General features: G+C 66.7%; 22 protein-coding genes. 11 read left to right on the top strand and 11 right to left on the bottom strand.

Annotated elements, in window-relative coordinates; all coding sequences use genetic code 11:
- Nucleotides 1-107: 107 nt before the first annotated feature.
- The 4 genes from ABLE91_RS19480 to ABLE91_RS19465 all read right to left on the bottom strand — a co-directional run bounded on the left by ABLE91_RS19480 (nt 108) and on the right by ABLE91_RS19465 (nt 5,509).
- On the bottom strand, nt 108-3,386 hold the full coding sequence (locus ABLE91_RS19480; protein ID WP_348933503.1) for a hypothetical protein: 3,279 nt from the start codon (nt 3,384-3,386) through the stop codon (nt 108-110).
- Nucleotides 3,387-3,601: 215 nt separating this feature from the next.
- A complete protein-coding gene (gene copM, locus ABLE91_RS19475) occupies nt 3,602-3,979 on the bottom strand; it encodes a CopM family metallochaperone (protein WP_348933502.1) in 378 nt (125 codons plus the stop codon).
- 113 nt (nt 3,980-4,092) lie between these two features.
- Nucleotides 4,093-5,040, bottom strand: coding sequence for a DnaJ C-terminal domain-containing protein (locus ABLE91_RS19470; RefSeq protein ID WP_348933500.1), 948 nt, complete (start codon nt 5,038-5,040; stop codon nt 4,093-4,095).
- A gap of 82 nt (nt 5,041-5,122) precedes the next feature.
- Nucleotides 5,123-5,509 (bottom strand): RT0821/Lpp0805 family surface protein, encoded by a 387-nt coding sequence (locus ABLE91_RS19465; protein WP_348933498.1) that lies wholly within the window; start codon nt 5,507-5,509, stop codon nt 5,123-5,125.
- Between the two features lie 152 nt (nt 5,510-5,661).
- Between ABLE91_RS19465 and pdxH the strand changes: the two genes are divergently transcribed.
- The gene (gene pdxH / locus ABLE91_RS19460) at nt 5,662-6,285 is read left to right on the top strand and encodes a pyridoxamine 5'-phosphate oxidase (protein WP_348933757.1); all 624 of its coding nucleotides are present in this window, start codon (nt 5,662-5,664) and stop codon (nt 6,283-6,285) included.
- A gap of 88 nt (nt 6,286-6,373) precedes the next feature.
- On the top strand, nt 6,374-7,123 hold the full coding sequence (locus tag ABLE91_RS19455; protein WP_348933496.1) for an SDR family NAD(P)-dependent oxidoreductase: 750 nt from the start codon (nt 6,374-6,376) through the stop codon (nt 7,121-7,123).
- A gap of 112 nt (nt 7,124-7,235) precedes the next feature.
- On the opposite strand, the gene ABLE91_RS19450 is transcribed toward ABLE91_RS19455, so the two are convergent.
- Together ABLE91_RS19450 and ABLE91_RS19445 are read right to left on the bottom strand one after the other, a co-directional pair.
- The gene (locus ABLE91_RS19450) at nt 7,236-8,201 is read right to left on the bottom strand and encodes a magnesium transporter CorA family protein (protein ID WP_348933494.1); all 966 of its coding nucleotides are present in this window, start codon (nt 8,199-8,201) and stop codon (nt 7,236-7,238) included.
- 113 nt (nt 8,202-8,314) lie between these two features.
- A complete protein-coding gene (locus tag ABLE91_RS19445; protein WP_348933492.1) occupies nt 8,315-8,524 on the bottom strand; it encodes a hypothetical protein in 210 nt (69 codons plus the stop codon).
- 309 nt (nt 8,525-8,833) lie between these two features.
- Between ABLE91_RS19445 and ABLE91_RS19440 the strand changes: the two genes are divergently transcribed.
- A complete protein-coding gene (locus ABLE91_RS19440) occupies nt 8,834-9,436 on the top strand; it encodes a L,D-transpeptidase (RefSeq protein WP_348933490.1) in 603 nt (200 codons plus the stop codon).
- A gap of 273 nt (nt 9,437-9,709) precedes the next feature.
- On the opposite strand, the gene ABLE91_RS19435 is transcribed toward ABLE91_RS19440, so the two are convergent.
- Entirely contained in the window at nt 9,710-10,870 is a 1,161-nt protein-coding gene (locus ABLE91_RS19435) for an extensin family protein (RefSeq protein WP_348933489.1), read from the bottom strand.
- Nucleotides 10,871-11,101: 231 nt separating this feature from the next.
- On the opposite strand from ABLE91_RS19435, the gene ABLE91_RS19430 reads away from it, so the two are divergent.
- Nucleotides 11,102-11,815 carry an HAD family hydrolase gene (locus tag ABLE91_RS19430; RefSeq protein ID WP_348933487.1) on the top strand — a complete coding sequence of 238 codons (714 nt, stop codon included), beginning with the start codon at nt 11,102-11,104 and terminating at the stop codon, nt 11,813-11,815.
- Nucleotides 11,809-12,594 (top strand): DUF1499 domain-containing protein, encoded by a 786-nt coding sequence (locus tag ABLE91_RS19425; protein WP_348933485.1) that lies wholly within the window; start codon nt 11,809-11,811, stop codon nt 12,592-12,594. Before ABLE91_RS19430 ends, ABLE91_RS19425 begins: the two co-directional genes overlap by 7 nt.
- Nucleotides 12,595-12,605: 11 nt before the next feature.
- Here ABLE91_RS19425 and ABLE91_RS19420 read toward each other — a convergent pair whose 3' ends face one another.
- Nucleotides 12,606-13,214: an NAD(P)H-dependent oxidoreductase gene (locus ABLE91_RS19420; protein ID WP_348933484.1), complete on the bottom strand. Its 609-nt coding sequence runs from the start codon at nt 13,212-13,214 to the stop codon at nt 12,606-12,608.
- Nucleotides 13,215-13,288: 74 nt separating this feature from the next.
- On the opposite strand from ABLE91_RS19420, the gene ABLE91_RS19415 reads away from it, so the two are divergent.
- Nucleotides 13,289-13,906, top strand: coding sequence for a TetR/AcrR family transcriptional regulator (locus tag ABLE91_RS19415; protein WP_510181974.1), 618 nt, complete (start codon nt 13,289-13,291; stop codon nt 13,904-13,906).
- A 265-nt stretch (nt 13,907-14,171) separates the two neighbouring features.
- Here ABLE91_RS19415 and ABLE91_RS19410 read toward each other — a convergent pair whose 3' ends face one another.
- The gene (locus ABLE91_RS19410; protein WP_348933483.1) at nt 14,172-15,083 is read right to left on the bottom strand and encodes an MBL fold metallo-hydrolase; all 912 of its coding nucleotides are present in this window, start codon (nt 15,081-15,083) and stop codon (nt 14,172-14,174) included.
- A 112-nt stretch (nt 15,084-15,195) separates the two neighbouring features.
- Here ABLE91_RS19410 and ABLE91_RS19405 point away from each other — a divergent pair, with 112 nt between their 5' ends.
- Complete coding sequence (locus ABLE91_RS19405; protein WP_348933482.1) at nt 15,196-15,453, top strand: hypothetical protein; 258 nt, start codon at nt 15,196-15,198, stop codon at nt 15,451-15,453.
- Nucleotides 15,454-15,478: 25 nt separating this feature from the next.
- Nucleotides 15,479-15,790 carry a hypothetical protein gene (locus ABLE91_RS19400; RefSeq protein WP_348933481.1) on the top strand — a complete coding sequence of 104 codons (312 nt, stop codon included), beginning with the start codon at nt 15,479-15,481 and terminating at the stop codon, nt 15,788-15,790.
- Between the two features lie 17 nt (nt 15,791-15,807).
- On the opposite strand, the gene ABLE91_RS19395 is transcribed toward ABLE91_RS19400, so the two are convergent.
- Entirely contained in the window at nt 15,808-17,727 is a 1,920-nt protein-coding gene (locus ABLE91_RS19395) for a propionyl-CoA synthetase (RefSeq protein WP_348933480.1), read from the bottom strand.
- A gap of 188 nt (nt 17,728-17,915) precedes the next feature.
- Here ABLE91_RS19395 and ABLE91_RS19390 point away from each other — a divergent pair, with 188 nt between their 5' ends.
- The 3 genes from ABLE91_RS19390 (at nt 17,916) to clcA (ending at nt 23,281) form a co-directional block, all read left to right on the top strand.
- The gene (locus tag ABLE91_RS19390) at nt 17,916-19,541 is read left to right on the top strand and encodes an acyl-CoA synthetase (protein ID WP_348933479.1); all 1,626 of its coding nucleotides are present in this window, start codon (nt 17,916-17,918) and stop codon (nt 19,539-19,541) included.
- A gap of 109 nt (nt 19,542-19,650) precedes the next feature.
- Nucleotides 19,651-21,396 carry an ABC transporter ATP-binding protein/permease gene (locus tag ABLE91_RS19385; protein ID WP_348933478.1) on the top strand — a complete coding sequence of 582 codons (1,746 nt, stop codon included), beginning with the start codon at nt 19,651-19,653 and terminating at the stop codon, nt 21,394-21,396.
- Between the two features lie 532 nt (nt 21,397-21,928).
- Complete coding sequence (clcA, locus tag ABLE91_RS19380; RefSeq protein WP_348933476.1) at nt 21,929-23,281, top strand: H(+)/Cl(-) exchange transporter ClcA; 1,353 nt, start codon at nt 21,929-21,931, stop codon at nt 23,279-23,281.
- Between the two features lie 7 nt (nt 23,282-23,288).
- On the opposite strand, the gene ABLE91_RS19375 is transcribed toward clcA, so the two are convergent.
- Nucleotides 23,289-24,104, bottom strand: coding sequence for a ChbG/HpnK family deacetylase (locus ABLE91_RS19375; RefSeq protein ID WP_348933475.1), 816 nt, complete (start codon nt 24,102-24,104; stop codon nt 23,289-23,291).
- Nucleotides 24,105-24,113: the final 9 nt, after the last annotated feature.

Genomic DNA, 24,113 nt, shown 5'->3' with positions numbered 1-24,113 from the left:
ACCCGTCATGGCGCACTGACATTCCGCGCCACCACCCCCACCTGTGCCGTAAAAAGAAAAGGCCCCGCTTTTGGCGGGGCCTTCCTTCAGCTGATGCCGACGAAGCGTCAGATCAGGCCGTCATGGGGCGTGAGCTTCATGACCATGTCGTTATAGTCGAAGTCCGAGCCCTGGGCGGCGGTGAGATCCTCGAAGCCGAAGGTGTTCTCACCGAACATGCGGATATATTCCGCACCGCCCGCATTGCCCGTGCCGGGCACGAAGATCTCGCCCGACTGGGTCACGAGCACGGGGACGTAGAAGCCCGAAGCTCCGTCCACGGTCCAGCCGGTGGTGTCGTGGAAATTGCCGCCGCCATGGGCGACGGAGCCGTAACCGCTGTCGATATTGGCAAGCAGCGCGGCATGGAATTCCGGCGTGCTGCCATAGGCGACGCCGCCGACGCTCAGGTCGCTGGTGTCCACGTTGTTGTCGAAATTGACGTCGAACCGCACGAAGCTGAGATGGTTGGTGTTGGCGGCGCTTCCGGCCACCTCCACGTCGATCTGCTGGCCATGCTGGAGGTAGACCACGGGCAGATCGTACATGCGCTGCGCGGCGGCCATCTCGGACGACCCGGACAGCACGTTGTTGCTCGCGGCGTTGAGCTGGACACCGCCGACATTCAGCCCGAGCGACCCATCGGCATGCTGCGTGATGTTCACCGCCGGGGCATCGTTGATGGTGCTCTCCTGCGTCTGGATGGCGAAGTGCAGTTGCTGGCCGACACCGAGATAGACCGACTGCCTGCCCTGGAGCATGGCCGTGCCCTGGTCGTTCTCCACGGAGCCCACATAAGCGAGCACGGCCTGATTCAGGTCCGTGGTCGGCAGGCCATCGCGCCCGAGCATGTGCCCGGAGCTGTCGGTGGCGTAGAGAAGCAAGGTCGCTTCGGGCGGCAGGCTCGAGGATACGGTGCTGAGCGAGAGCCAGTTTCCGGCGGTGCCGTCAGTCGCATCCGCCAGCTGGATGCCCGTGCCGCCGGCCGTCGCATGAAGCGCGAGCGTGCTCATGGCAACCGTGACGGTCAGCAGGCTGCTCGCGCCGGTGAGCGGCGAGGAGAAGGTCGTATCGCCCGGCGCGTACTCCTTCATGGTGATGTTGTACGTGCCGTTGCCGAGCTGCTGCTGCACGGCCGTCGTCCACTGCCCGTCCACGTCCGCCTCGGCAGCGATGGGCGCGTATGAGGAGGTGCCGGAGGTCGAGGCGATGGACAGAAGCGCGATGTTGAGGCCGTTGATCTTGTTCGTCAGGCCGCTGATCCAGGAGGCCGTGCCTGCATCGCTGTTATTGCCGGTCCAGCCGAAGGCCATCTCGCCTTGCGTCACGGAGATCGCATTGCTGACCTGGCTGGTCTGCCCGCCGAAGGCGGTGAATACGCCCCCGTCCAACGTGCCGGCAACGGGCGCGTTGGGAGCGACGGCGTTGTAGTTGAAGTCCGTATACTGCTCCACCAGCGCGGGATCGAACGTGAGGGTCGAGCTCGGCATGAAGTTGACGGAGAAGGTGTGCAGCGAGCCGTCCCCATTCAAGGCGCCGGGGGTGATGGTGGCGAGGCCGTCGACGGCGATGCTGCCGGCGGAGTTCTCGAACTCGCCGCTGGCATTGGTTTCCAGATAAAGGTTGAAGGCTTTCTGGGTATCGCCTTCGCCGACCACGATGCGATACCAGGAGGTGCCGCTCACCGCCGTCGGGAACTGGCCGATCAGGAGGCTGCCATCGGTCTGCGCGCCGGCCGCCGTCGCCACATACTGGCCGTCGACAACACTGATGTTCCAAAGCTGCCAGGGCGACGTGCCGCCACCGCCGAGCTGCACCTGGGCCCATTGGGGCGTGCCGGAGGTGTCGTAGCCGGTGAGGATCTCGAAATAGATCGGCACCTGATCGTCGAGGATCATCCCGGAATTGAAGAAATTCAGGGTGACCGAGCTGGTGTTGTTGACCCATTGCGGCGCATCGTACTGGGCGCCCGAAGGACCAATGTGGTTGTAGATGACCGGCGGTACATAGCCGCCCGCCGGCTCATCGTCCGCGTAGAGGGTGATGTTGATGGCGGCGACGTCGGCATGGGTGCCGGGATCGTACACCGACAGCAGCGGCCCGCCGACGCTGTACTGGCTCATCAGGCTGTCCGAATAGCCCGAGCCATAGGAATTCGAATTATAGAAGAAGACCTTGGAATACTGGTCCACATGGATCGGCGTGTAGCCGGCCTGGAGGCTGTTGCCGAAGGAATAGGTCGGATCCCAGTTCCAGTTCTTGTTGAGATCGATGGCGCCCACATCCGCGTTCGCGGACTGGCCCTGCATCCCGTAGAAGCCGGCGGTGAATCCGGTGAGGAACTGGCTGAGGACCTTGCCCCACTGGTTGTTGTCGCCGGTATTCATGTCGGCGGAATTGCCGTCGACATTGGTGTTCTTGTAGATGATGTACGGGCTCGTATCCGTCTTGCTCTCGTAGATCTGGACGTTACCGAGCGTCGAATAGATGCTGTTCTCGAGATCACCCGGAGTGAGCCGGATATAGCCCTTGATCTGGCTGGTGGTCGTGGGATTGAGCCAGAAGACCCCCTGGGATGCGTCCCATTCCAGCTGGTAGCTGAAGAATCCACCATTGTGGTAGACGCCATTGGCGTCCTTGGCCCCGTTGAAGAAGCCGGTGATCGCGACGTCGGACGCGGAGGTGTTCTCCAGCGACTGGACGTAGTTGTTCCAGTCCGAAGGCGAGAAGGCAGGGTTCTGCGGGTTCAGCCCGACCGCCTGGGTGGGCGAGATGCCGGCGCGGTGGTAGCCCTGATTGTACAGGGCCGTACCCGGAGCAAAATCGTAGACAGTCGGCTGGCCGCTCGCGCCCTGGATGCCGGACCAGATGCCGTTGCCCGCAAACCCGCCAGCGGGGTTCGAATAACCGCGGTGCCCCGTCGTCCCGTCCGAATAGGTCACGCTGAGGTCCATAGGGAGGCCGAAGCCTTCCACGGAGGTCAGGTTTCCGACATCGTTGGCGCCGTTGGTGAGGGTGACCTCGAAGCTGTCGTAGCGGACACCCCAGGTCGCCGCATTGTTCCAGTTGATGTCGCTCTGCTGGGTGATGACCGTCTGCAGATCGGTGTGGGTTGCCGGATCATCGCTCTGGATGAGGAAATAGACCTTCCCGCCGCTGAAGCTGCTGGGAAGGTTGAGCGCGACGTTGCCGGTGCCGCCGTTCTGAAGGGCGCCGTCCAGCGAAATGGCCTGCCAGGTGGGACTCGCTCCCGTCGTCGGGTCGAAATAGACCGCATAGGCATAGACCCCGGAGAGATCCAAAAGGCTCTTCATTCCGGGGGCGAGGTTCACGTTCAGGACCGTCATCCGCATCTCCAGCAATCAGAATGCGGCACCCCCGCCGCCGAACACGATCGTCCTGCGTCCCGGCACCCCAGAAGGGGGCCCCGAAGGCCTGCGCAAATCATTCGGGATTGCAGGATTCAGGCGGTAGCGAAGAACTCTCCATGTGAACTAAACATTAAGCATCAAATGATTGCAAATTGGTTTACGCAGGAGAAAATCCCCTACTTTCTTACCTGTCACTTTCCCCTTGCTGCCAACCAGGCCCGCATGTCGGAGATCTCCTTCTCCTGGGCTGCGATGACGTCTTCGGCGAGCTTGCGGATCTGAGGGTCCTTGCCATAGCTCAGCTCAACCTTCGCCATGTCGATGGCCCCCTGGTGATGGGCGATCATTCCGTGCACGAAATCCACGTCCGCATCGCCGGAATAGGCGATGTCCATGTCCTTGTGCATCTTGGCATTGGCGGCCTGGAAAGCGGCGGTAGACGGGCTCGGCGCGCTCTGGTGCATGCCGTGCTGGTGGACCGCCTGGGCGAGGGCCAGCGACGGCAGAACACCGCCCAGAACAAGCACCGCACTCGCAAGAAGGACAGAACGGGAGGTGGGAGCAGGCATCGGCAAAGCCTCGCTTTCAGAAAAACGCGCCGCATCAATGCGGCGCGCTCATCCTAAGCGGGCAAGCCTCATGGGCCACTCACAGCGGCGTCAGAGGAAGGCGACAGTCCGCCTCAGGCGTCGCCGCGCCGCTTGCGCATCAGCGCTTCCAACTCCGCATCGGGGGTCGCCGGCAGGGTGACTTCGACGCTCACCAGGAGATCGCCATGGCCGCCGGATGCCTTCGGCAGGCCCTTGCCGCGCAGGCGGAAGGTGCGCCCACCGGAAGTCCAGGCAGGGATGTTCAGGTCCACGGCGCCTGACAAAGTCGGCACGCGCACCTTCGTCCCCAGCACCGCATCCTCCAGCGGCACCGGCGCCTCATAGCGCAGATCCTCGCCTTCGCGGCGGAACTGGGGATGGGCGGAATAGGAGATGGTCACATAGGCGTCGCCCGCCGGGCCGCCCAGGGGGCTCTGTTCCCCCTGCCCTTTCAGCCGCATGCGGTGGCCTTCGAGGGTGCCGGGAGCGATCTTCACGTCCACCTGCTTGCCGTTGGGCAGGAAGACGCGCTTGCTCGCGCCGACACTCGCCTCCTCGAAGGAGACCGGGAGCGTAATCTCCGTGTCCCCGCCGGCCGGAGCCTGGAAACCGCCGCCGGCCGCGCGGCGCTGCCGCCCGAAGCCGAAAATGTCGCCCAGATCGTCGAAGCCGCCGCCGGCACCACCCGCCCGGCCCTGACGGCGCGCGCCCTCCTGGCCGAAAGAGAAGCTCTCGAAAATGGTGTCGCCGTCAAAGCCCGAAAAGCCGCCGGGACGCTGGCGGCCGCCGCCGAAGCCGGCGAAGTCGTGCATGCGGGGCTTGCCCTGCGCATCGATCTCGCCCCGGTCGAACTGGCCGCGCTTCTCCTTGTCGGAGAGGATGTCGTAGGCCGAGGTCAGCTCGGCGAACTTGTCCTGCGCCTTCGGATCGCTCGTGTTGGAATCCGGATGCAGCTTCTTTGCGAGCCGCCGGTAGGCGCGCTTGATATCGGCCTCGTCGGCGCCCTTGGCAACGCCGAGAACGTCGTATGGATCGCGCATGGAAAATCACCTCGGGGCCAGCGCTTTCCGGCCGGCCTCATTGCTCATGTAAGGACATGTTGCCTGATTGCAACGCCCCGGCTCAAGCGCGTCCTAGCACTCGCACCTGCGACAGGCTGACCGCGCCCTTGGTGTCGCGGCAGGCGGAGCCCTGGACCCAGTGCTCGCCGGTGCCGTCCACGACACCAATGCGGAAGTCTCGGCAGCCGTCCGCATCCGACGCGCCGATGGGCGTCGCCGTGCCGCGCGCGCCGGTCTTGGGATTGTCCCAGGGGATGCTGGCGGCCTTGTCGCGGGAGATGAGCGCCTGGTCCAGCGCGAGCTTTGCCTGCGCCCAGTCACTGGTCGCGATGCCGGAGGGAGCGTCCCCCGCGGGCACCGGCAGGGAGACAGGCTGGACCTTGATGGAGCCGGTGACCATGGGGTCGGCTTCACCCAGCCTCAGGGCGCCGCAGCCGGGCAGCGCCATGGCGCAGAGAAGCAGTCCGCCGGCGGTCGCCGCACGGCCTGCTGGGCGCGTGCCGCGTGCGGCCCTATATATGAGCCGCGCGGCGCGACCCGGAAACGCAAGCACCAGAAGACGCCGCACGGCAAGGGCCCCTACGCATGTCCGATCGCACCATGGAAGCCACAAACCCCTTAACAACCGGTGATTTCACGGAAGCCGGCGAACCTTTTCGGCTGTTCACCGAATGGCTGGAGGAGGCAAAGCGCTCCGAACCCAATGATCCCACCGCCATGACGCTCGCCACGGTGGATGCGAACGGCCTGCCGGATGCGCGCATGGTGCTGCTGAACGGCTTCGATGAGCGCGGTTTCGTCTTCTTCACCAATACGGAGAGCGCCAAGGGGGTGGAGCTTGCCGGCCAGCCCAAGGCGGCCCTCGTGTTCCACTGGAAATCGCTGCGCCGTCAGGTTCGGGCGCGCGGGCCGGTGGAGCGGGTGAGCGATGCGGAGGCGGACGCCTATTTTGCCACGCGCCCGCGCCTCTCGCAGATCGGCGCCTGGGCAAGCAAGCAGTCCCGCCCCCTGGAGGGCCGCTTCGCGCTGGAGGCGGCGGTGGCGTCGACCACCGCGAAATACGCCGTCGGCAGCGTTCCCCGCCCGCCGCACTGGACCGGCTTCCGGGTGATGCCGACGGCCTTGGAATTCTGGGCGGACCGTCCCTTCCGGCTGCATGACCGCGTGGTGTTCCGGCGCGAGGGGCCGGCCGCGGACTGGGTCAGGACCCGTCTCTACCCGTGATTCTTGACGCGGCGGCGCGGAATGTGCTGCCTCACGGCCTTATGCTGCACCGCCGGGCCTATGCCGGCATTGAATGAACCGAGGATCAATGCGCCCCGCTTCCAACCAGCCGCAGCGGATTATGCTGCTCACCGGCGCTTCCCGGGGCATCGGCCATGCGACCGTCAAGCGCTTCTCCAGCGCCGGATGGCGCGTCATCACCTGCTCGCGCCACGCCTTTCCGGAGCAGTGCCCGTGGGGCGCGGGGCCGGAGGACCACATCCAAGTGGACCTTTCCGACCCCGACGATGCGGACAAGGCCATTGCCGAAATCCGCAGCCGCCTGCCCGCCGGCCAGTTGCACGCGCTGGTGAACAATGCCGGCATCTCGCCCAAGGGCGAGGGCGGCGCGCGGCTCGGCACCATCGACACCGAGCGGGAAACCTGGATGCACGTGTTCCAGGTGAACTTCTTCGCGCCCATCATGCTGGCGCGCGGCCTCATCGGCGAACTGGAGGCGGCACGGGGCTCGGTGGTGAACGTCACTTCCATCGCCGGCGCGCGGGTGCATCCCTTCGCCGGCGCCGCCTATGCCACTTCCAAGGCGGCGCTCGCGGCACTGACGCGGGAGATGGCGCGGGATTTCGGGCGGCGCGGCGTGCGGGTGAACGCCATCGCGCCGGGCGAGATCGACACCGCCATCCTCTCCCCCGGCACGGAGAAGATCGTCGCCGAGATCCCCATGCAGCGGCTCGGCACGCCGGACGAGGTGGCGAAGATCATCTATGTGCTGTGCACCGAGACCTCGTCCTACCTCAACGGCGCCGAGATCCATATCGACGGCGGACAGAACGTCTGACGTGAAACGTCATGGCCGGGCTTGACCCGGGCATCTACAGGGCTCCGCTGGGTGGGCGCTCAGGGGATGGGCGTGGATGGCCGGGTCAAGCCCGGCCATGACGTGCGGGGGTCTACAGCCAGCCGCGCCATTTGAAGAAGAGATACGGGGCGATCGCCGAGATCACCATGGCCACCAGCGCTATGGGGTAGCCCTCGACGAAATGCAGCTCCGGAATGTGCTCGAAATTCATGCCGTAGATGGACGCGATCAGCGTCGGCGGCATGAAGACCACGGAGAGCACCGCGAAGATCTTGATGATGTTGTTCTGTTCCAGGCTGACGAGGCCCACGGTCCCGTCCAGGATGAACTGGAGCTTGTTGGCGAGGAAGTTCGCGTAGTCCGAGAGCCCCTGCACGTCCCGCGCCATGCTCTTCAGGTCCGCCTTGAGCTCGGAGCGGATGGGCGCCGCCTCGCCGGACGTGCCGAGGAAGGCGATCATGCGCGAGAGGGAGTTGAGCGCCTCGCGCGCATAGGACGTCAGTCCCTCCTTCCGTCCCACATGGGACATGATGGCGCGATAGTCGCGGCGCGTCCCGTTGCGCTCGAAGATGCGCTTGGACAGGCGCTCGATGTCCTGGCCGGCCTGCTCGAGGATGTCGGCGGTGCGATCGATGATGGATTCGAGAAGATCGATGAGAACCGTGTCGCCCGTGACATTGAGCGGGCAGGACCTCTCCATCCGCCCCGCCAGGGTCGCGAACGGCCGCGGCTCCGCATAGCGGACCGTGACGAGCTTTCCGTTGGCGAGGATGAAGGTGACCGGCGTCACGAAGAGGGTGTCACCCTCTCCGCCGCACAGCACCGACAGCGTCATGTAGCGGGCGGAATCTTCCACGTAGAGCCGGCTCGACGGCTCGATCTTGCGCATCTCCTCGCGGGTGGGGACTTCCACCCCGACCGCGCGCTCGACCGCCTTGTCCTCATCGGGCTCGGGCAGGACGAGATCAAGCCAGACCGCATCGGTGGGCGCATCGGCGCCGTGTTCGACCGGGCGCGGGCAGAGATTGCCCTGCGACGCAACATAAGCAACCAGCATGAACGTCCTCGCCGCCCGTCAGGCCATTCGCTTCTCGCGCGGTTCCGCGCCAGGGCCGTAAGAGCCGGCGGTCAACGAGGCCGCCGGTTGCTTAGACGATCAGGCCGGGGAAATCACGCCGCGAGATGGTCGATGTCGCGAAGCGTGACCACCTTGTTGGGCTCGCCGGCGCTCTTGGTCTGCTTTGCCTCGCCGGCGTAGCGCGCACCCGCGGCCACCGCAGCGATTCCGATCTCCCGCCACTGCGCCGTCTGGGCGCCATAACGGTTCTTGTCGGCCTCCGCGCGCGGAGACTGTTCCTGCGCGGGCTGGGCATTGGACATAACGACTCTCCCTTACTTTGGCGCTCTGCCTAAAACGAATGCGCCATCCTCTCAAGATCTCAGACAGATGGTGTGCAAGTGCGTCGAAACTGTGCAGATGCAGCGACATGACTGAGGTCTTAGTGCGGAAGGATCGCCGGAAACTTGCAAGGGCGGGTTAACGGTGACGAAAGGTGAGAAGCTGAGACATTTTTGCCACGCCTTTTCCGCACCGCATCGTGGCGCCATTACGGCCCCTTCAAGGCTGCGTCGCATTCCGGTAATTCCAGTTCATTCGATTTCGTTCACTACGATTCTTACGAGGCTGACATGACGGTGCGGACGGTTGCGGCTGTTCTGCTCGGGCTGCTTTTGGCGGGGTGCATGACATCCACGCCTCAGCCGGCGCCCGAGGCAGCTCTTAAGCCGCGTGACAAGCAGTTGCTTGCCAACGCGCCCTACCCGAAGGTGAAGCCGGACGGCATGTTCGCCCGGCACATCGTCGACTATTCCGGCAAGGAGAAGCCCGGGACCATCGTCGTCGATACCGACAAGAAGTTCCTTTATTACGTGCAGGGCGACGGCACCGCGATCCGCTATGGCGTGACCGTGGGCGAAGAGAGCCTTGCGTTCCGCGGCGACGCCAAGGTGGGCCGCAAGGCCGAATGGCCGAGCTGGACGCCGACCCCGGAAATCCACCAGCGCATCGCCGGCCTGCCCGCTTTTGTGGGTCCCGGCCCGCACAATCCCATGGGTGCCCGCGCGCTCTATCTCTACCAGGGCAACAAGGACACGTTGTTCCGCATCCACGGCACCAACCAGCCTGAATTGCTGGGCCAGGCCATCTCTTCCGGCTGCATCCGCATGCTGAACGAGGATGTGATCGACCTCTACAACCGCGTGCCCATGGGCGCGAACGTGGTGGTGCTCTGAGGTCTCGACAGTTCCTTAACGCTGAATAAGAAAATGCCCGGCTCCGGCCGGGCATTTTCTTTTTTGGGGCATGCCGCACTCGGTGCACGCGGCTGGAACTCCGGACCCCCCTCCCCCCTTGCGGGGGAGGGTTGGGGAGGGGGGTGATGCGGCCTCGGCCTGGAGCATCACCTCGGCGCTGCGCTGGCGGAGAGGGTATCACCCCCCTCCCTGCCCTCCCCCGCAAGGGGGGAGGGTGAAAGCGGCGAGGTTGGCTCTGAATGTCGATCCAGCCTACCCCCGCGGCGGGGCGGAGCGGGACGGGAGGCTGGCGGGACGGCGCGGCGGCAGCGGAACGGGGTCCGCATCCGCATGGGCCTCGGCCTCCATCTGCTTCTCGGCCTCTTCCGCAGCCGGACCGGACGTAGGCGCTTCATCCGGCACGGTGGCTTTGGCGCCGGCCCGCGGCTCGACACGGGCGACGGCGGCGGGAGCCGGAGTCTTGATGGTCCATTTGCAGAGTTTGATATCGAGCCGGCGCACCGCCATGTCCACGTGGATGTGGTCTTCATGGTAGCCATCGGAGCCGGGGCCGAGCACCGTGCTGAAGCGGGTGCAGGCGGAGGCCTTCATGGCGTTCTGGAAGTCCAGCGGCATGCTGCCGTTCTTCACCTCGATCACCCGCTTGTCGGCCAGCACGAAGCCATAGGTGTCGAAGGCATTGCCCATGCCGTGCTCGCTCATCTTCCCGCCGCGAATGCGGTTCTGCGGCCGGCAGTCGTAGGAATCCGCCACCTTGATGGTGTCGAGCCGGGTGCCGAGCGCGGCCACCGCCGGGCCGATATCATCGCGCATCCAGGTGGCGATGGCGGCGGCGGCTTCGCAGCGCAGGATGGCGGCGGGATTGAGCGCCGCCACATTGCCATCGGCGAGCCGCACGCCCGTAAGCCGCACGGGGACAGGCAAGGAACAGCCCGGCTTCGTGGTCACGGGCGGGGCGCGCTCCGCGAGGATCGCCTTCTGCTCCACCAGCGCCGCGCACAAGGCCGGCAGCTCGCCCAGGGGCACATTGGCGGCCTCGGCGGATACGGGCGGGAGAGATGACGGCGCCCGCGCCTGGGATGGCGCGCCCGCCGGCTGCGGCGCCGTATTCGCCTGCATGGGATGCTCTTCTTCCGTCTCGTCCTCTTCTTCCCCAAGGTCCATGGGGCGCGACGGGGGGAAGGGTACGTTGGCGGTGGGCAGGCGATCGCTTCTGGCCTGCGTCCGCGCGGGGGGCTGCGCCACTGGAGTGCCAGGGCGCGGCGTCGGCAAGGGCGTTGCCGCCGCCTCGAAGGCGAAGCTCAGCCCCAACACCATCAAGGCGGTGGCCGAAAGACGCCGCCGCGGGGAGGAGAGATTGGCGGGCGCCTCCGGCTCGGGCGACGCAAAAGGGGCGGGAGATCGCAGGCGCATCTGGCCGATCTTAGAAGCAGGATCGGCCCGTGGGAAGCCGCCATGCACCAAAAGCTACCGTCGCCACCTTCCAAGCAACTGAAATCAAAAGAATTTTGGCTCTCCACCCCATGTGCTTCGTGCAAACATCGCGTCGCGGTCCCCTCGGGAGATATTGAAGAAGGGGCCGTAGTCGTGGTTCATGCGCGGAGCCGCCCGCATTCCGTGGCCGGCTTCCGGATTTGAGTTTCCATGCGCGGCCTCAAGGCGCTCCTGTTCGACAAGGACGGCACATTGGTGCATTTCGACCGCACCTGGGGGCCGGCGGCGGGCGCGGTCATGCGCACCCTGGCGGAGGGCAACCCCGCCGCACTGAAGCGCCTGGAAGAGGTGAGCGAGTATCTGCCCGATGAGGAGCGCTTCCTGCCCTCCTCCCCGCTGGTGGCCGGCTCCTCCGCCCATTACGGCCCGCTCTGGGCAGAAGCCCTGGGCTGCCCGGCGGACAAGGACTTCCTCGGCCTTATCGACCACCTGTTCCGCGAGGGGGGCCTGCACCACCTCACCCCCATCGGCCGGCCGGCGGAGGTGCTGAAGCATCTGCGCGATGCGGGCCTGCGCCTCGCCATCGTCACGAACGACGCCGAAGCCAGCGCCCGTGATCAGGCGCGCGCCCTCGGCGTGCTGTCTTATTTCGACGCGGTGCATGGATATGATTCCGGATACGGCTCGAAGCCCGACCCCGGCATGGTGAGCGCGGTGGCCGAGCAATTCGCCCTTGAGCCCCAGGAAATGGCGGTGATCGGCGACAGCGTTCACGATTTCACCGCAGCGCGCAGCGCCGGCGCCCGCTTCATCCTGGTGCGCACCGGCCCCGCGCCGGTGGAGCATCTCTATGGCGAGGCCGATCTCGTCGTGGATTCCATCGACGACCTTCCGGCCCATCTCCTGGAGGCGGTGCCATGCTGATCAAGCGCGGCCTCTATGTGGAGGAACGCACCTCGGCGCTCGCGGTGTGGAGCCTCCGGCTCGCTCTGTTCTCCATCCCGGTGATCGCCCTCGCCGCCGGCCTCTACCGCGCCGACCTTCTCACCTTCGAGCCGGCGGTGGCGACCCTTGCCGTGGGCCTCGGCATGGCGCTCATCGGCGGGTTGGTGGCCATCGGTGCGTGCATCAGCATCTGGGAGAGCGGCTGGCGCGGCCTCGGCGCGGCGGTCGGCGCCCTGTTCATCGCTCTGGCCCTGCTGGCTGTGCCCGCCGCCGTGCTGGCGCGCGGCCTCATGCTGCCGCCGCTCACGGACCTCACAACCGACGTCGCCGATCCCCCGCGCTTCCGCGCCATGGGCTTCGCCCGCCCGAGCGCGGCCAATCCCTCCCTATATCCGGGCGATGCCGTAAGCGCGCTCCAGCGCGGCGCCTATCCCGGCATCAAGCCGGTGGACCTCGACGCGACGCCGGAAGAAGCCTTCAACGCCGTTCTGGCTTTGGTGCGCGCCCGCCACTGGCGCATCCTCGATTCGGTGCCGCCGCGCGGTGGCGTGCGCGACGGGCAGATCGAGGCGGTGGCCCAGACCCCGCTGCTGGGCTTCCGCAACGACGTGGTGATCCGGGTGCGGCCGACGCAGCGCGGCGCGCGCATCGACGTGCGCTCCGCCTCGCGCTACGGCATCCACGATCTGGGCGAGAATGCCTGGCGGATCTCACGGCTGATGGCGGACCTGTCGGCGGAGCGCAGGAAGCGTCAGTAACCCCGTGAAGCTCAAGCTGCTTCGCGGTCACGGGCCGCGAACAGGGTCCGGCCCAGCGTGTGGGCGGATTCGAGATGATGCGTCGTGTCGGGCGGTTCCGACGGGACGAAGAGTTCCGACGTGACGACGCGGGCGCCGCAATAGCCGAAGATCCCGTGATCGATCTGCGTTCTCATGGCGCCGAAATAGCCGTGCCGGGCATAGGTCCGGAGGTCGGCGCCGCCGACGGCCACCAAGTGCACGTTAAGGCGGTTCAGCTTCTTCGCCGGCACGATGTCGGGGCCTTCGTCATAGGCCCAGCCATTACTGAAAACCCGATCGATCCAGCCCTTCAGCAGGGCCGGCATGGACCACCAATAGACGGGGTACACGAGGACAAGCGCATCGGCGCGATCGATCCGCGCCTGCTCCGCGAGAATGTGGGGGGACGGCGCGGCCTGCCTGAGATGGACGGCGATGTCGTCCGTGGAGAAAGAGGGATCAAACCGCTCCGCCGCAAGGTCGACGATCTCGGCGGAGTGCTCCCGGGACGATGTGCGCACGCCCTCGGCGGCCTGTGCGGCGATGGCATGGGTGAGCGAACCGGGATTTGGGTGCGAGACCACGATAAGGGCGTGCATGAAAACTCCCAGGCCGATTGCGACAGCCCACATGGGCTTATATACTTTTAGTAAGTTACTTTTGGTATATAGTGATGTCAAGCGATCGACCTGGAAAACCAGACGCCGCGCCGCGCCGCCGGATGCAGCGAGACGAGCGTCATCATCAGCTCCTGCAGGTGTCGTGGGGGCTCATTCGGGAGGAAGGCACGGACGCCTTGTCGCTCGGGCGGCTCGCCGAGCGGGCCGGCGTTACGAAGCCCGTGGTCTATGACCATTTCGGAACACGCAACGGGCTGCTCGCGGCGCTCTATCAGGAATTCGATGTCCGTCAGACCAAGGTGATGGATGCGGCATTGGCGGCCAGCGATCCGACATTGCCGGGCAAGGCCGGCGCCATCGCGTCCTCCTATGTGGAGTGCGTGCTGACCCAGGGGCGAGAGATACCCGGCGTGATCGCGGCTTTGGTCGGCTCGCCCGAACTGGGGGAGATCAAGCGGGACTATCAGTCGGTGTTCATCGAGAAGTGCCGGCGCCTGCTGACGCCGTTCATCGGGCACGGGACCATCGGGCAGGCCAGCCTCTGGGCGATGCTCGGCGCCGCCGACGCGCTCTCCAATGCTGCGGCGGCAGGGGAGATTACGCCGGAGCAGGCCAAGGATGAACTCTATCAGACCATCGTCGGGATGGTTGAAAGAGCCGGGCGCGTCTGAAAGGCAGCCGGCGCAGGAAGGCTAGAGCCGATTAATCCTCGGACCCGAGGAAGTTCACCGCCTTTACCTTCGTCATGGCCGGGCTTGTCCCGGCCATCCACGCGGCGCCGCCAGGTAAAAACTAAGGGATAGACGTGGATGCCAAGTCGGCTGTTGCCGACTTCCACACTTAAAGAATGCCGAAGTCGGAAACATCCGACTTCGGGACAAGCCCGGGCATGACGGCGCTTTGCACCACAGATCCCTCTGTGAATGTCGACCCAACCTACCGCGCCAGCCGGAAGGCCCCGTCGATGGCCGGCTCGCCCTCGGTGGCCACAAGGCCGCGCCCGACCAGATGCTCAAGATGCGCCAGCACGGTCAGGGACGCCGCGCCGACAAGGCGCGGATCGAGCCCGAGATAGATGCCGCGCACCAGGTCGGGAATGCTCGATGCCCGCTCCAGCCCGCGCATGATCGCTGCCTCGCGGGCGTGGCGGTGGGCAAGATAATCGCGCACGAAGGCGGGAGCATCGGTGACGGGCGGCCCGTGGCCGGGCAGATAAAGCGGCTCGGTGCGCTGAGCGAGCTTCTCCAATGAGGCCACGTAATCGCCCATGGAGCCGTCCGGCGGCGCAACGATGGACGTGGCCCAGCCCATCACATGGTCGCCGGAGAAGAGCAGGTTCTCCTCCTCCAGCGCGAAGGCGAGGTGGTTGGCCGTGTGGCCCGGCGTCGTGACGGCCCGCAGCGTCCAGCCGTCGCCCGTCACCGCCTCTTCGTCCTTCAGCGCGATGTCCGGCACAAAGTCCGTGTCGGCGCTCGCATCCAGCGGGTTCACCTCGCCGATATGGAGCGGCCGGGCGGGCCGGTGCGGCCCCTCCGCCACCTTCACCGCACCCGTCGCCGCCACCACCGGCACCACGGCGGGGGAATGATCGCGATGGGTATGGGTGAGGACCACGTGGGTCACGCTCTCCCCGCGCACCGCGTCGAGCACGGCCGCCACATGGGACGGGTCATCGGGGCCGGGATCGATGATCGCGACCTTCCCGCGGCCAACGATATAAGTGCACGTACCCGTGAATGTGAAAGGCGAGGGATTGGGCGCAAGAATGCGCCGGACGCTCGGCGTCACCTGCTCCACCCGTCCCGCAGGAACGTCAAAATTACGGTTGAAGGGGATATCGTCGCTCATAAACGACCCTTATCACAGGACACGTCCGCGCCAACGCCGGACATGCGATTCAAGGGAGCGAAAAATGCGCACTTCTCGACATCTGATCCTCGCCCTCCTTCCCCTTGGCGTTATGGCATCGACCGCCCTGGCCCAGGACTTCCCGAACACCCTCAACATGACCTGCGCCGAGGCGATCGCCGCGGTGAACGCTTCGGGTAGCGCGGTGCTCGCCACCGGTCCCAATGTCTTCAACCGCTATGTCCAGGATGTGGGCCTTTGCACCGGAGCGCAGGTCGCCCAGCCCCAATGGGTGCAGACCCGCGACCAGCAGCAATGCGCAATCGGCTCGACCTGCGTGGACCCCTCCACTGAAGGCACGGGCCGCTGAGCGGGGGCTGAAACAGGAGAGCCACATGAGAACTGGCACATGGGCCGCGCTTGGCTGCGCGGCCGCGCTGGCGGCAGGCGGCGCTTGGCCCGCCTCCGCCCAGGAGGGCATGCCCCAGACCCGCACCATGAGCTGCGCCCAGGTGCAGAGCCTGATGGCGCGCGCCGGCGCGCTGCTGCTCGCCACCGGCCCGACCACCTATGACCGCTATGTGAAAGATGTCGCCTTCTGTCCCGGCGGCGACGTCACCAAGCCGCAATGGGTGCCGACGCAGAATGGCGCCTGCTTCGTGGGCGGCATCTGCTGGAACCCCTCGACGGATTCGGGCAACCGCTGAGCCTGTGAGGGCGGGTCTCAGGCGCCGAAGCCGCGGGCTTTGAGCGATGCGGTGATGTCGTCCAGCGCGCCCGCATCGTCGATGGTGGCGGGCGCGGTCCAGGGGTCCGCGTCGGCGATCTTCTTCATGGTGCCGCGCAGGATCTTGCCGGAGCGCGTCTTCGGCAGGCGCGGCACGGTGATGGCGAGCTTGAACGCCGCCACGGGCCCGATGCGCTCGCGCACCAGCGCCACCAGTTCCTTTTCGATGACGTCCGGCGCTCGTCGCTCGCCGGCTTTCAGCACCACGAAGCCGCAGGGCACCTCGCCCTTCAGCTCGTCCTTCACCCCGATAACAGCGCATTCGGCCACGTCAGGATGGGAGGCGAGCACCTCCTCCATGCCGCCGGTGGAGAGGCGGTGGCCGGCCACATTGATGATGTCGTCGGTGCGGCCCATGACGAAGACGTAGCCGTCCTCATCGATAAAGCCGGCGTCCGAGGTTTTGCAATAGCCGGGGAATTCGGCGAGATAGCCTTCGCGGAAGCGCTCGTCCTGCTGCCACAAAGTGGGCAAGCAGCCGGGCGGCAGCGGCAGCTTGATGACGATGGAGCCCATGGTGCCGGGAGGCACGGGCTTTGCCGCCTCGTCCACCACGTGCAGCGCGTAGCCCGGCATGGGCACGGTGGCCGATCCCGGCTTCACCGGTAGCAGGCCGAGGCCCACCGGATCGCCCGCAATGGCCCAGCCGGTCTCCGTCTGCCACCAATGGTCCACCACCGGCACGTTGAGGTGCTGCTGCGCCCAGTTCACCGTGTCCGGGTCCGCCCGCTCGCCGGCCAGGAACAGGGTGCGGAAATGGGAGAGGTCGCGGCCCTTCAGGTGGGTGGCCTCCGGGTCCTCCTTCTTGATGGCGCGCAAAGCGGTGGGGGCGGTGAACAGCGCCGCCACCTTGTGCTCCTCGATCACCCGCCAGAAGGCGCCGGGATCGGGCGTGCCCACGGGCTTGCCCTCATAGACGATCGAGGTGCAGCCGAGGATCAGAGGGGCATAGACGATGTAGGAATGCCCCACCACCCAGCCGATGTCGGAGGCGGTCCAGAACACCTCTCCGGGCTTGATGCCGTAGAGGTTCTCCATGCTCCAGCGCAGCGCCACCATGTGGCCGCCGGTGTCGCGCACCACCCCCTTCGGCTTCCCCGTGGTGCCTGACGTGTAGAGGATGTAGAGCGGCTCGGTCGCGCCCATGGGGGCGCAGTCCGCGCCCTTGCCCGCGGCGGCCGTTGCGGTGCGCAGGCTCGCCCAGTCGAGGTCGCGGCCCTCCAACAGTTCGCATTCCAGCTGCGGGCGCTGGAGGATGAGGCAGGAGGTCGGCTTCGCGTCCGCCATCTCGATGGCAGCATCCAGCAGCGGCTTGTAGGGGACGATGCGCGTCGGCTCGATGCCGCAGGAGGCGGCGAGGATCACCTTGGGCGCGGCATCGTCGATGCGGGCCGCCAGCTCCTTCGCCGCAAAGCCCCCGAACACCACGGAATGCACGGCGCCGATGCGGGCGCAGGCGAGCATCGCCACCACCGCCTCCAGCACCATGGGCATGTAGATGACGACCCGGTCGCCCTTCTCCACCCCGAGCCCACGCAGCATGGCGCCCAGCGTGCGCACCTCGGCCAGCAGCTCGGAATAGGTGAGTTTACGCTTGGTGCCGGTGACCGGGCTATCATGGATCAGAGCCACCTGGGCGCCGCGCCCGGCATCCACGTGGCGGTCCACGGCGTTGTAGCAGGTGTTGCAGAGGCCGCCGACGAACCAACGGCCATAGACTCCCAGGGCGGGCTCGAAGATGGCGCGCGGCTGGGCGATCCAGGTGATGTCCTTCGCCGCTTCCGCCCAGAAGGCTTCGGGGTCGGACTGCCAGCGGCCGTAGACCTCCGCATAGCGGCTTGCATTGCGGTCCAGCATGGCGCGTTTCCTCGTCTCATTTTATTGCCGGCGAATGATGCGCAGCCGGTCGCGCAAGGCAAGTCCGCTGGATTGCGTAAGACCTTTGTCTGCCTCGCGGGGCGATTGCGCCCACGGGAATCGCTCGGCTAGGCTCACTCCAGCAATCCGGCGAACCGGCCAGAAATATAACATGACGAGGGGAGCCGATGCCCGGCATCTATGACCAGGATCTCGACCGCAATCCCGCGAACTACCAGCCGCTCACCCCGTTGGGCTTCCTGGAGCGGTCGGCCACCGTGTTCCCGGACCATGTGGCGGTCGTGCACGGCGCCCTGCGCCGGCCCTATGGCGAGCTTTATGCCCGCGCCCGGCGCCTGGGCTCGGCTCTCGAGCGGGCCGGCGTTCGTGTGGGTGACACGGTGGCGGTGATGCTCTCCAATACCCCACCCATGGTGGAGGCCCATTACGGCGTGCCCATGTGCGGGGCGGTGCTGAACGCCCTCAACACCCGGCTCGATGCCCCCATCCTCGCCTTCATCCTCGACCATGGGGAAGCCAAGGTGCTGATCACCGACCGGGAATTCTCCCCCGTCATCAAGGCGGCGCTCGCCCTCGTCAAGCGCAAGCCGCTGGTGATCGACTATGACGACCCGGAATATACCGGCCCCGGCGAGCGCCTGGGCGAGATGGGCTATGACGAGTTCCTGCTGACCGGCGATCCCGCCTATCACTGGAAGATGCCATCCGACGAATGGGACGCCATCGCCCTCAACTATACGTCTGGCACCACGGGCGACCCCAAGGGCGTGGTCTATCACCATCGCGGCGCGCACCTTCTGGCGCACGACAACGTGCTCACCTGCGGCATGGGCCGGCACCCGGTCTATCTGTGGACGCTGCCCATGTTCCACTGCAATGGCTGGTGCTTCCCCTGGACGGTCTGCGCCGTGGCCGGCACCCATGTGTGCCTGAGGCAGGTGCGCGCCAAGCCCATCTTCGATGCCATCGCCGATCTGGGCGTCACCCACATGTGCGGCGCGCCCATCGTCATGTCGACGCTGCTGAATGCGCCCGAGAGCGAGAAGCGCCCCCTCCCCCGGACCGTGGAATTCATCACCGCCGCCGCGCCCCCACCGGCCGCGGTGCTGGCGGCCATGCAGGAGGCCGGGTTCAACGTCACCCATGTCTACGGCCTCACCGAGGTGTACGGTCCGGCGGTGGTGAACGAATGGCACGCTGAATGGAACGCCCTGTCCCCCGCCGAGCAGGCCGAGAAGAAATCCCGCCAGGGCGTGCGCTACGGCGCCCTCGAGGCGCTTGACGTGATGGACCCTGATACCATGGAGCCGGTGCCGGCGGACGGCGAGACCCTGGGCGAGGTGATGTTCCGCGGCAATGTGGTGATGAAGGGCTATCTCAAGAACCCCTCCGCCACGCGGAAGGCCTTTGCGGGCGGCTGGTTCCATTCCGGCGATCTCGGCGTGAAATATCCCGACGGCTACATCCAGCTGAAGGACCGCTCCAAGGACATCATCATCTCTGGCGGCGAGAACATCTCCTCCATCGAGGTTGAGGATGCGCTCTACAAGCACCCCGCCGTGGCGGCGGCGGCGGTGGTGGCGCGGCCCGACGACAAATGGGGCGAGACCCCGGTGGCCTTCATCGAACTGAAGGCGGGCGCCTCCGCCACCGCCGAGGAATTGATCGCTCACTGCCAGGCGAACCTCGCCCGTTTCAAATGCCCTCGCCATATCGTGTTTGAAGAGATCCCCAAGACCTCCACGGGGAAAATCCAGAAATTCAAGCTGCGCGAGATGGCGAAAGCGGTCTGAGGGTCTTCCCCAACGGCGCTTACATGACAAAGCGGTAAGGGGACGGACATCGTCCGTCCACCTAAAAGCAGGCTATGGTTCGCCGGGGTGCACCGGACCGGACGAAGGCATGCGCGCATTGTTGAAACTACTCGGCGACATCCGCCGCCTCGCCGTTCCCTACTTTCGTGGCGAGGAGCGATGGATCGCCTTCGGCCTGCTGGGCGCGGTCATCGTGCTGGAGCTGGCGTGGGTCTACGCCACGGTGCTGCTGAACGAATGGAACAGCACCTTCTACAACGCCATCCAGGAGAAGGATTACGCCGCGTTCAAACACCAGTTGCTGATCTTCTGCGGCATCGCGGTGGGCGCCATCGTGGTGGCCGTCTACCAGATCTACCTGAAACAGTGGCTGGAGATCCGCTGGCGCCGCTGGCTCACGCGGCGCTACCTTTCGGAATGGCTTTCCGACGACACCTATTACCGCCTGCGCCTTCAAGGGGATGCGGCGGACAATCCGGACCAGCGCCTCGCCGACGATATCCGCCTGTTCGTCAGCCAGACCATCGGCATCGGCGTCGGCCTGTTCGGCACCATCGTCTCGCTGGTTTCGTTCAGCGTCATCCTGTGGGGCCTTTCGGGCACCTACGACCTCACCTTGTTCGGCACGGACATCGTCATCCCCGGTTACCTCTTCTGGGCAGCGCTCATCTATGCCGGGGTCGGCACACTCATCGCCCATTTCATCGGCCGCTCGCTGGTGAAGCTCAATTTCAACCAACAGCGCTATGAAGCGGACTTCCGCGTGGACCTCGTCCGCGTCCGCGAAAACAGCGAGCAGATCGCGCTGCTGAAGGGCGAGGCGGCGGAGGAGCGCCGGCTGGATGGCCGCTTCTCCCGCATCTGGGGCAATTTCTTCGACCTGATGCGCATGCAGAAGCGCCTCACCTGGTTCACCGCCGGCTACGGCCAGATCTCCTCCATCTTTCCGTACGTGGTGGTCTCCCCCGCTTATTTCTCCGGCGCCATCCTGCTCGGTCCCTTGATGCAGACGGCGAGCGCCTTCTCCTCGGTGCAGAGCGCCTTCTCCTTCTTCATCACCTCTTACTCAGACCTTGCCGAATGGGCCGCCGTGGTGAACCGGCTCACGGGCTTCGAGCGCTCCATGGCCACCGCCAAGGCCGCAGCCGCCGCGCCCGCCTTCACCCACACCCAGGACGGCACCGCCCCCCTGCGCCTCGCGCGCATGGACGTGCGTCTGCCGAAGGGCGAACCGCTCATCACCGTGGACGGGCTCAGCCTCAAGCCCGGGGAGCGGGCGCTGGTGATGGGGCCGTCCGGCGCCGGCAAGACCACGCTGTTCCGCGCCATCGCCGGCATCTGGCCGTTCGGCAGCGGCGAGGTGAGCCTTGCGGACGAGGGCCGGGTGATGATCCTCCCGCAGCGCCCCTACGTGCCGGTCGGCCGGCTCGATGCCGCACTCGCCTATCCGCGGGCGCCGGAGGATTATGGCGAGGGGGAGCTTTCCGCTGCCCTTGATGCGGTCGGCCTCTCGGCGCTCAAGCCGCGCCTCGGGGATGAGGCGCTGTGGCCCGACATCCTCTCGCTGGGCGAGCAGCAGCGCGTGTCGCTCGCCCGCGCCTTGCTGGTGCGCCCGCGGGTGCTGCTGCTGGACGAGGCCACCGCCGCCCTCGACGAGCCCACGGAAGCGGCGCTGTACACCGCGCTCCACGCGCGCCTGCCGGAAACCACCATCCTCTCCATCGGCCACCGCCGCACCTTGAGGGACCTGCACGACCGGCAACTGGTTCTGGAAGGCGCCGCCGCCCCGCGCCGCCTTGTGGCGCCGGGCATTCCCGCCCCGGCAGCGGTTTGAGATCCGCCCCTTGCGGGGCCGCCAAACACGAAAGGCGCCGTCACCGCCGGTGAGTTGCGCCCTCTCCCCGCGGGGGAGAGGGTTGGGGTGAGGGGGAACCACTCTCTCAATTCCTGGAGCGGCGGAGCCCCCTCACCCGGCTGCTGCGCAGCCGACCTCTCCCCCTCGGGGAGAGGTGAAAAGCTCATCTGTGTCGTTCGCGGTTTGAGGTCCGCCCCGTTTAGGAGCGCCGCATCATTCCCTCTCCCGCTTGCGGGGAGGGTTAGGGAGGGGGAAAAGGCGCGCGCCGCAGATCCGGATGGGTTGTCCTGCTTGAAGGGCCCCCTCCCCAGCCCTCCCCCGCAAGCGGGAGAGGGAGCATCGTGCTCACGATCAGGCCAGGGCAAGCTCGATGGGGCGCGCCGCCCCAAAGGCGCCAGCGCACTTGCAGCATCGGCCTCCGGCCCGCTAAGTCAGGATGCTGTGCCGCACGTGCGCAGCCGGCAGCGGGGGATCGGGCGTGGCACCTTCCGGCGAAACCGGCGAAAGCCGCATGAGCGATGCGGCCTATTATGGCGTCGCGATCCTGGTCGGAGGCGTGGTCGGCGCCATCGGCACCGCCTTCCATCTCGGCACCGATGCGGCATCCCACTGGCCTTCCCTGATGCGCGGGCTGGGCCTTAGCGAGGGCCTGCTGCTGCCCCTCATGGGCCTCATCGCGGCCGCGCTCGTCCTGGCGTCGGTCTGGCTGGTGCGGACCTTCGCGCCGGAGGCGGCAGGGTCGGGCGTCCAGGAGATCGAGGGCGCGCTGGAGGGCCTCCGGCCAGTCCGCTGGAAGCGGGTGCTGCCGGTGAAGTTCGTAGGCGGCGTCCTCGCCTTGGGCTCCGGCCTCGTCGCGGGCCGCGAAGGCCCCACCATCCATATGGGCGCCTCGGTGGCGCAGGCGGCGTCCGAATGGCTCGGCCTGTCGACCCGCGACATGCGCGGCCTCCTGGCCGCCGGCGGCGCGGCCGGCCTTGCCGCCGCCTTCAATGCGCCCCTCGCCGCCATCCTCTTCGTCATCGAGGAGACGCGCCGCCAGTTTCCCTACGGCCTGCGCACCTACACCGCCGTAATCCTCTGCTCGGTCACCAGCGCCATCGTCACGGAGGGCATTGCCGGCGTCGGGCCGGACATGCTGCTGAACGTGCCGGAAATGCCTCTGGCCACGCTGCCGGCCTTCATCGGCCTTGGGCTGGTGCTGGGGGCAGTGGGGGTGCTGTTCAACCGCAGCCTCATCTGGGCGCTGGATTTCGCCCGCGAGATCGGCCTGCTCTGGTCCTTCTACATCGTGCCGGCGGCGGTGGGGCTCATCATCGGCGTGCTGCTCATCGTCCGCCCGGAGGCGACCCTGGGCGGCGAAGTGCTGGCGGTGACCCTGGCGGGCGAGCACCTGCCTTTGCTGGTGCTGGCGAGCGTCGTGGTGGTGCGTTTCGTGATGACCATGGCGAGCTATTCCACCGGGACCCCCGGCGGCATCTTCGCGCCCATCCTTGCCCTCGCCACCGCCGTGGGCGTCCTGTACGGCACGGCGCTCGGCACCGTCTTCTCCCTGCCGGAGGGCATGCTGACCGCGCTGGCGGTGGCGGCCATGGGCGGCCTGTTCTCCTCCACCGTGCGCGCGCCGCTGGTGGGCATGGTGCTGGTGGCGGAACTCACCGGCGCTTACCAGGTGCTGATCCCCGTCATCCTCACCTGCGTCTTCGCCAATGTGGTGGCGGAGGCGCTGGGCGGCAGGCCGATCTATGAGGTTCTGCTGGAGCGCACCTTGCGCCTTGCCGGCCAGACCGTGACGCCCTCCGATGCCAAGGCGGCGGACGGCACGGAGCAGATCGGTGGCTGGGACGAGCGCAAGCGCCAGAACTGAGCCGGACTCACATGAGCCGGGCGCCGGCCGTCTTCAGGATTTCGGGGAAAGCCGGGCCGGCGAGCACTTCATATTCGGCTTCCCGCAGCACCACGAGGGAATCGCGCGTGGCGAGCACCTCGTCCACGAAGCCGGGATGCACCATCATCAGCCCCTTGTCCGGCAGGCCGGCGACGAAGCGGGCGAGGAGCGGCTCGAACGCGACGCCCTTTCGGAAGGCATAGGCCCCCGCAAAGCCCTTGTTCACGGACAGGCCCTTCTCGGCGGCGGCTTTCTTGAGGCCCGTGGAGAACGCCCCGATGATCCGCCCCTTAAGATCGAAGCCCAGGCGTGCGCCCGGTGCCGGCACGCAATCACGCACCCAGGCGGCGGGGGCGTGGCGGCGCGTCGCCTCGAGGAGAATGGTGCGGATGCCGGGCAGGAGGTGGGCATGCTGGTGGCCGTCCACATGGTCGGGCGCATGGCCGAACGCCTCGATGAAGGCCGCGAACTGCGCCTCCACCTCGGCCGCCACCGCCGCGCGCCTGAGCCGGCCTGAAAAGGCGCCAGCCGTCAGTCCGCCCATGGAAGGCAGGACGCTTCCGCCCAAAGGCGCCGCAGCGAGCGGGGCGAAGCCGCCGGTGAGCGTCAGGTGCAGGCCGAGGCTGGCACCCGAGCCCTGCGCGGCCTCGCTCAGCCGTCCCGCCTCTTCCTTCAGGCCCGGAAACAGCGTCATCACCGAGGTGGCATTGATGCGGCGCGCCTCGATCAGGGCGCGGATCGCCTGCGAGACGCCTGGAGCAATCCCGTAATCGTCCGCGCAGATGCGGATGCGCTTTTCCATTTTGCCAGC

Origin of the sequence: Aquabacter albus (genome assembly GCF_040049275.1) — a bacterium.
Classification (GTDB): domain Bacteria; phylum Pseudomonadota; class Alphaproteobacteria; order Rhizobiales; family Xanthobacteraceae; genus Aquabacter.
The sequence above is the reverse complement of the archived record's forward strand: the minus strand, read 5'-3'. Positions and strand labels throughout refer to the sequence as shown.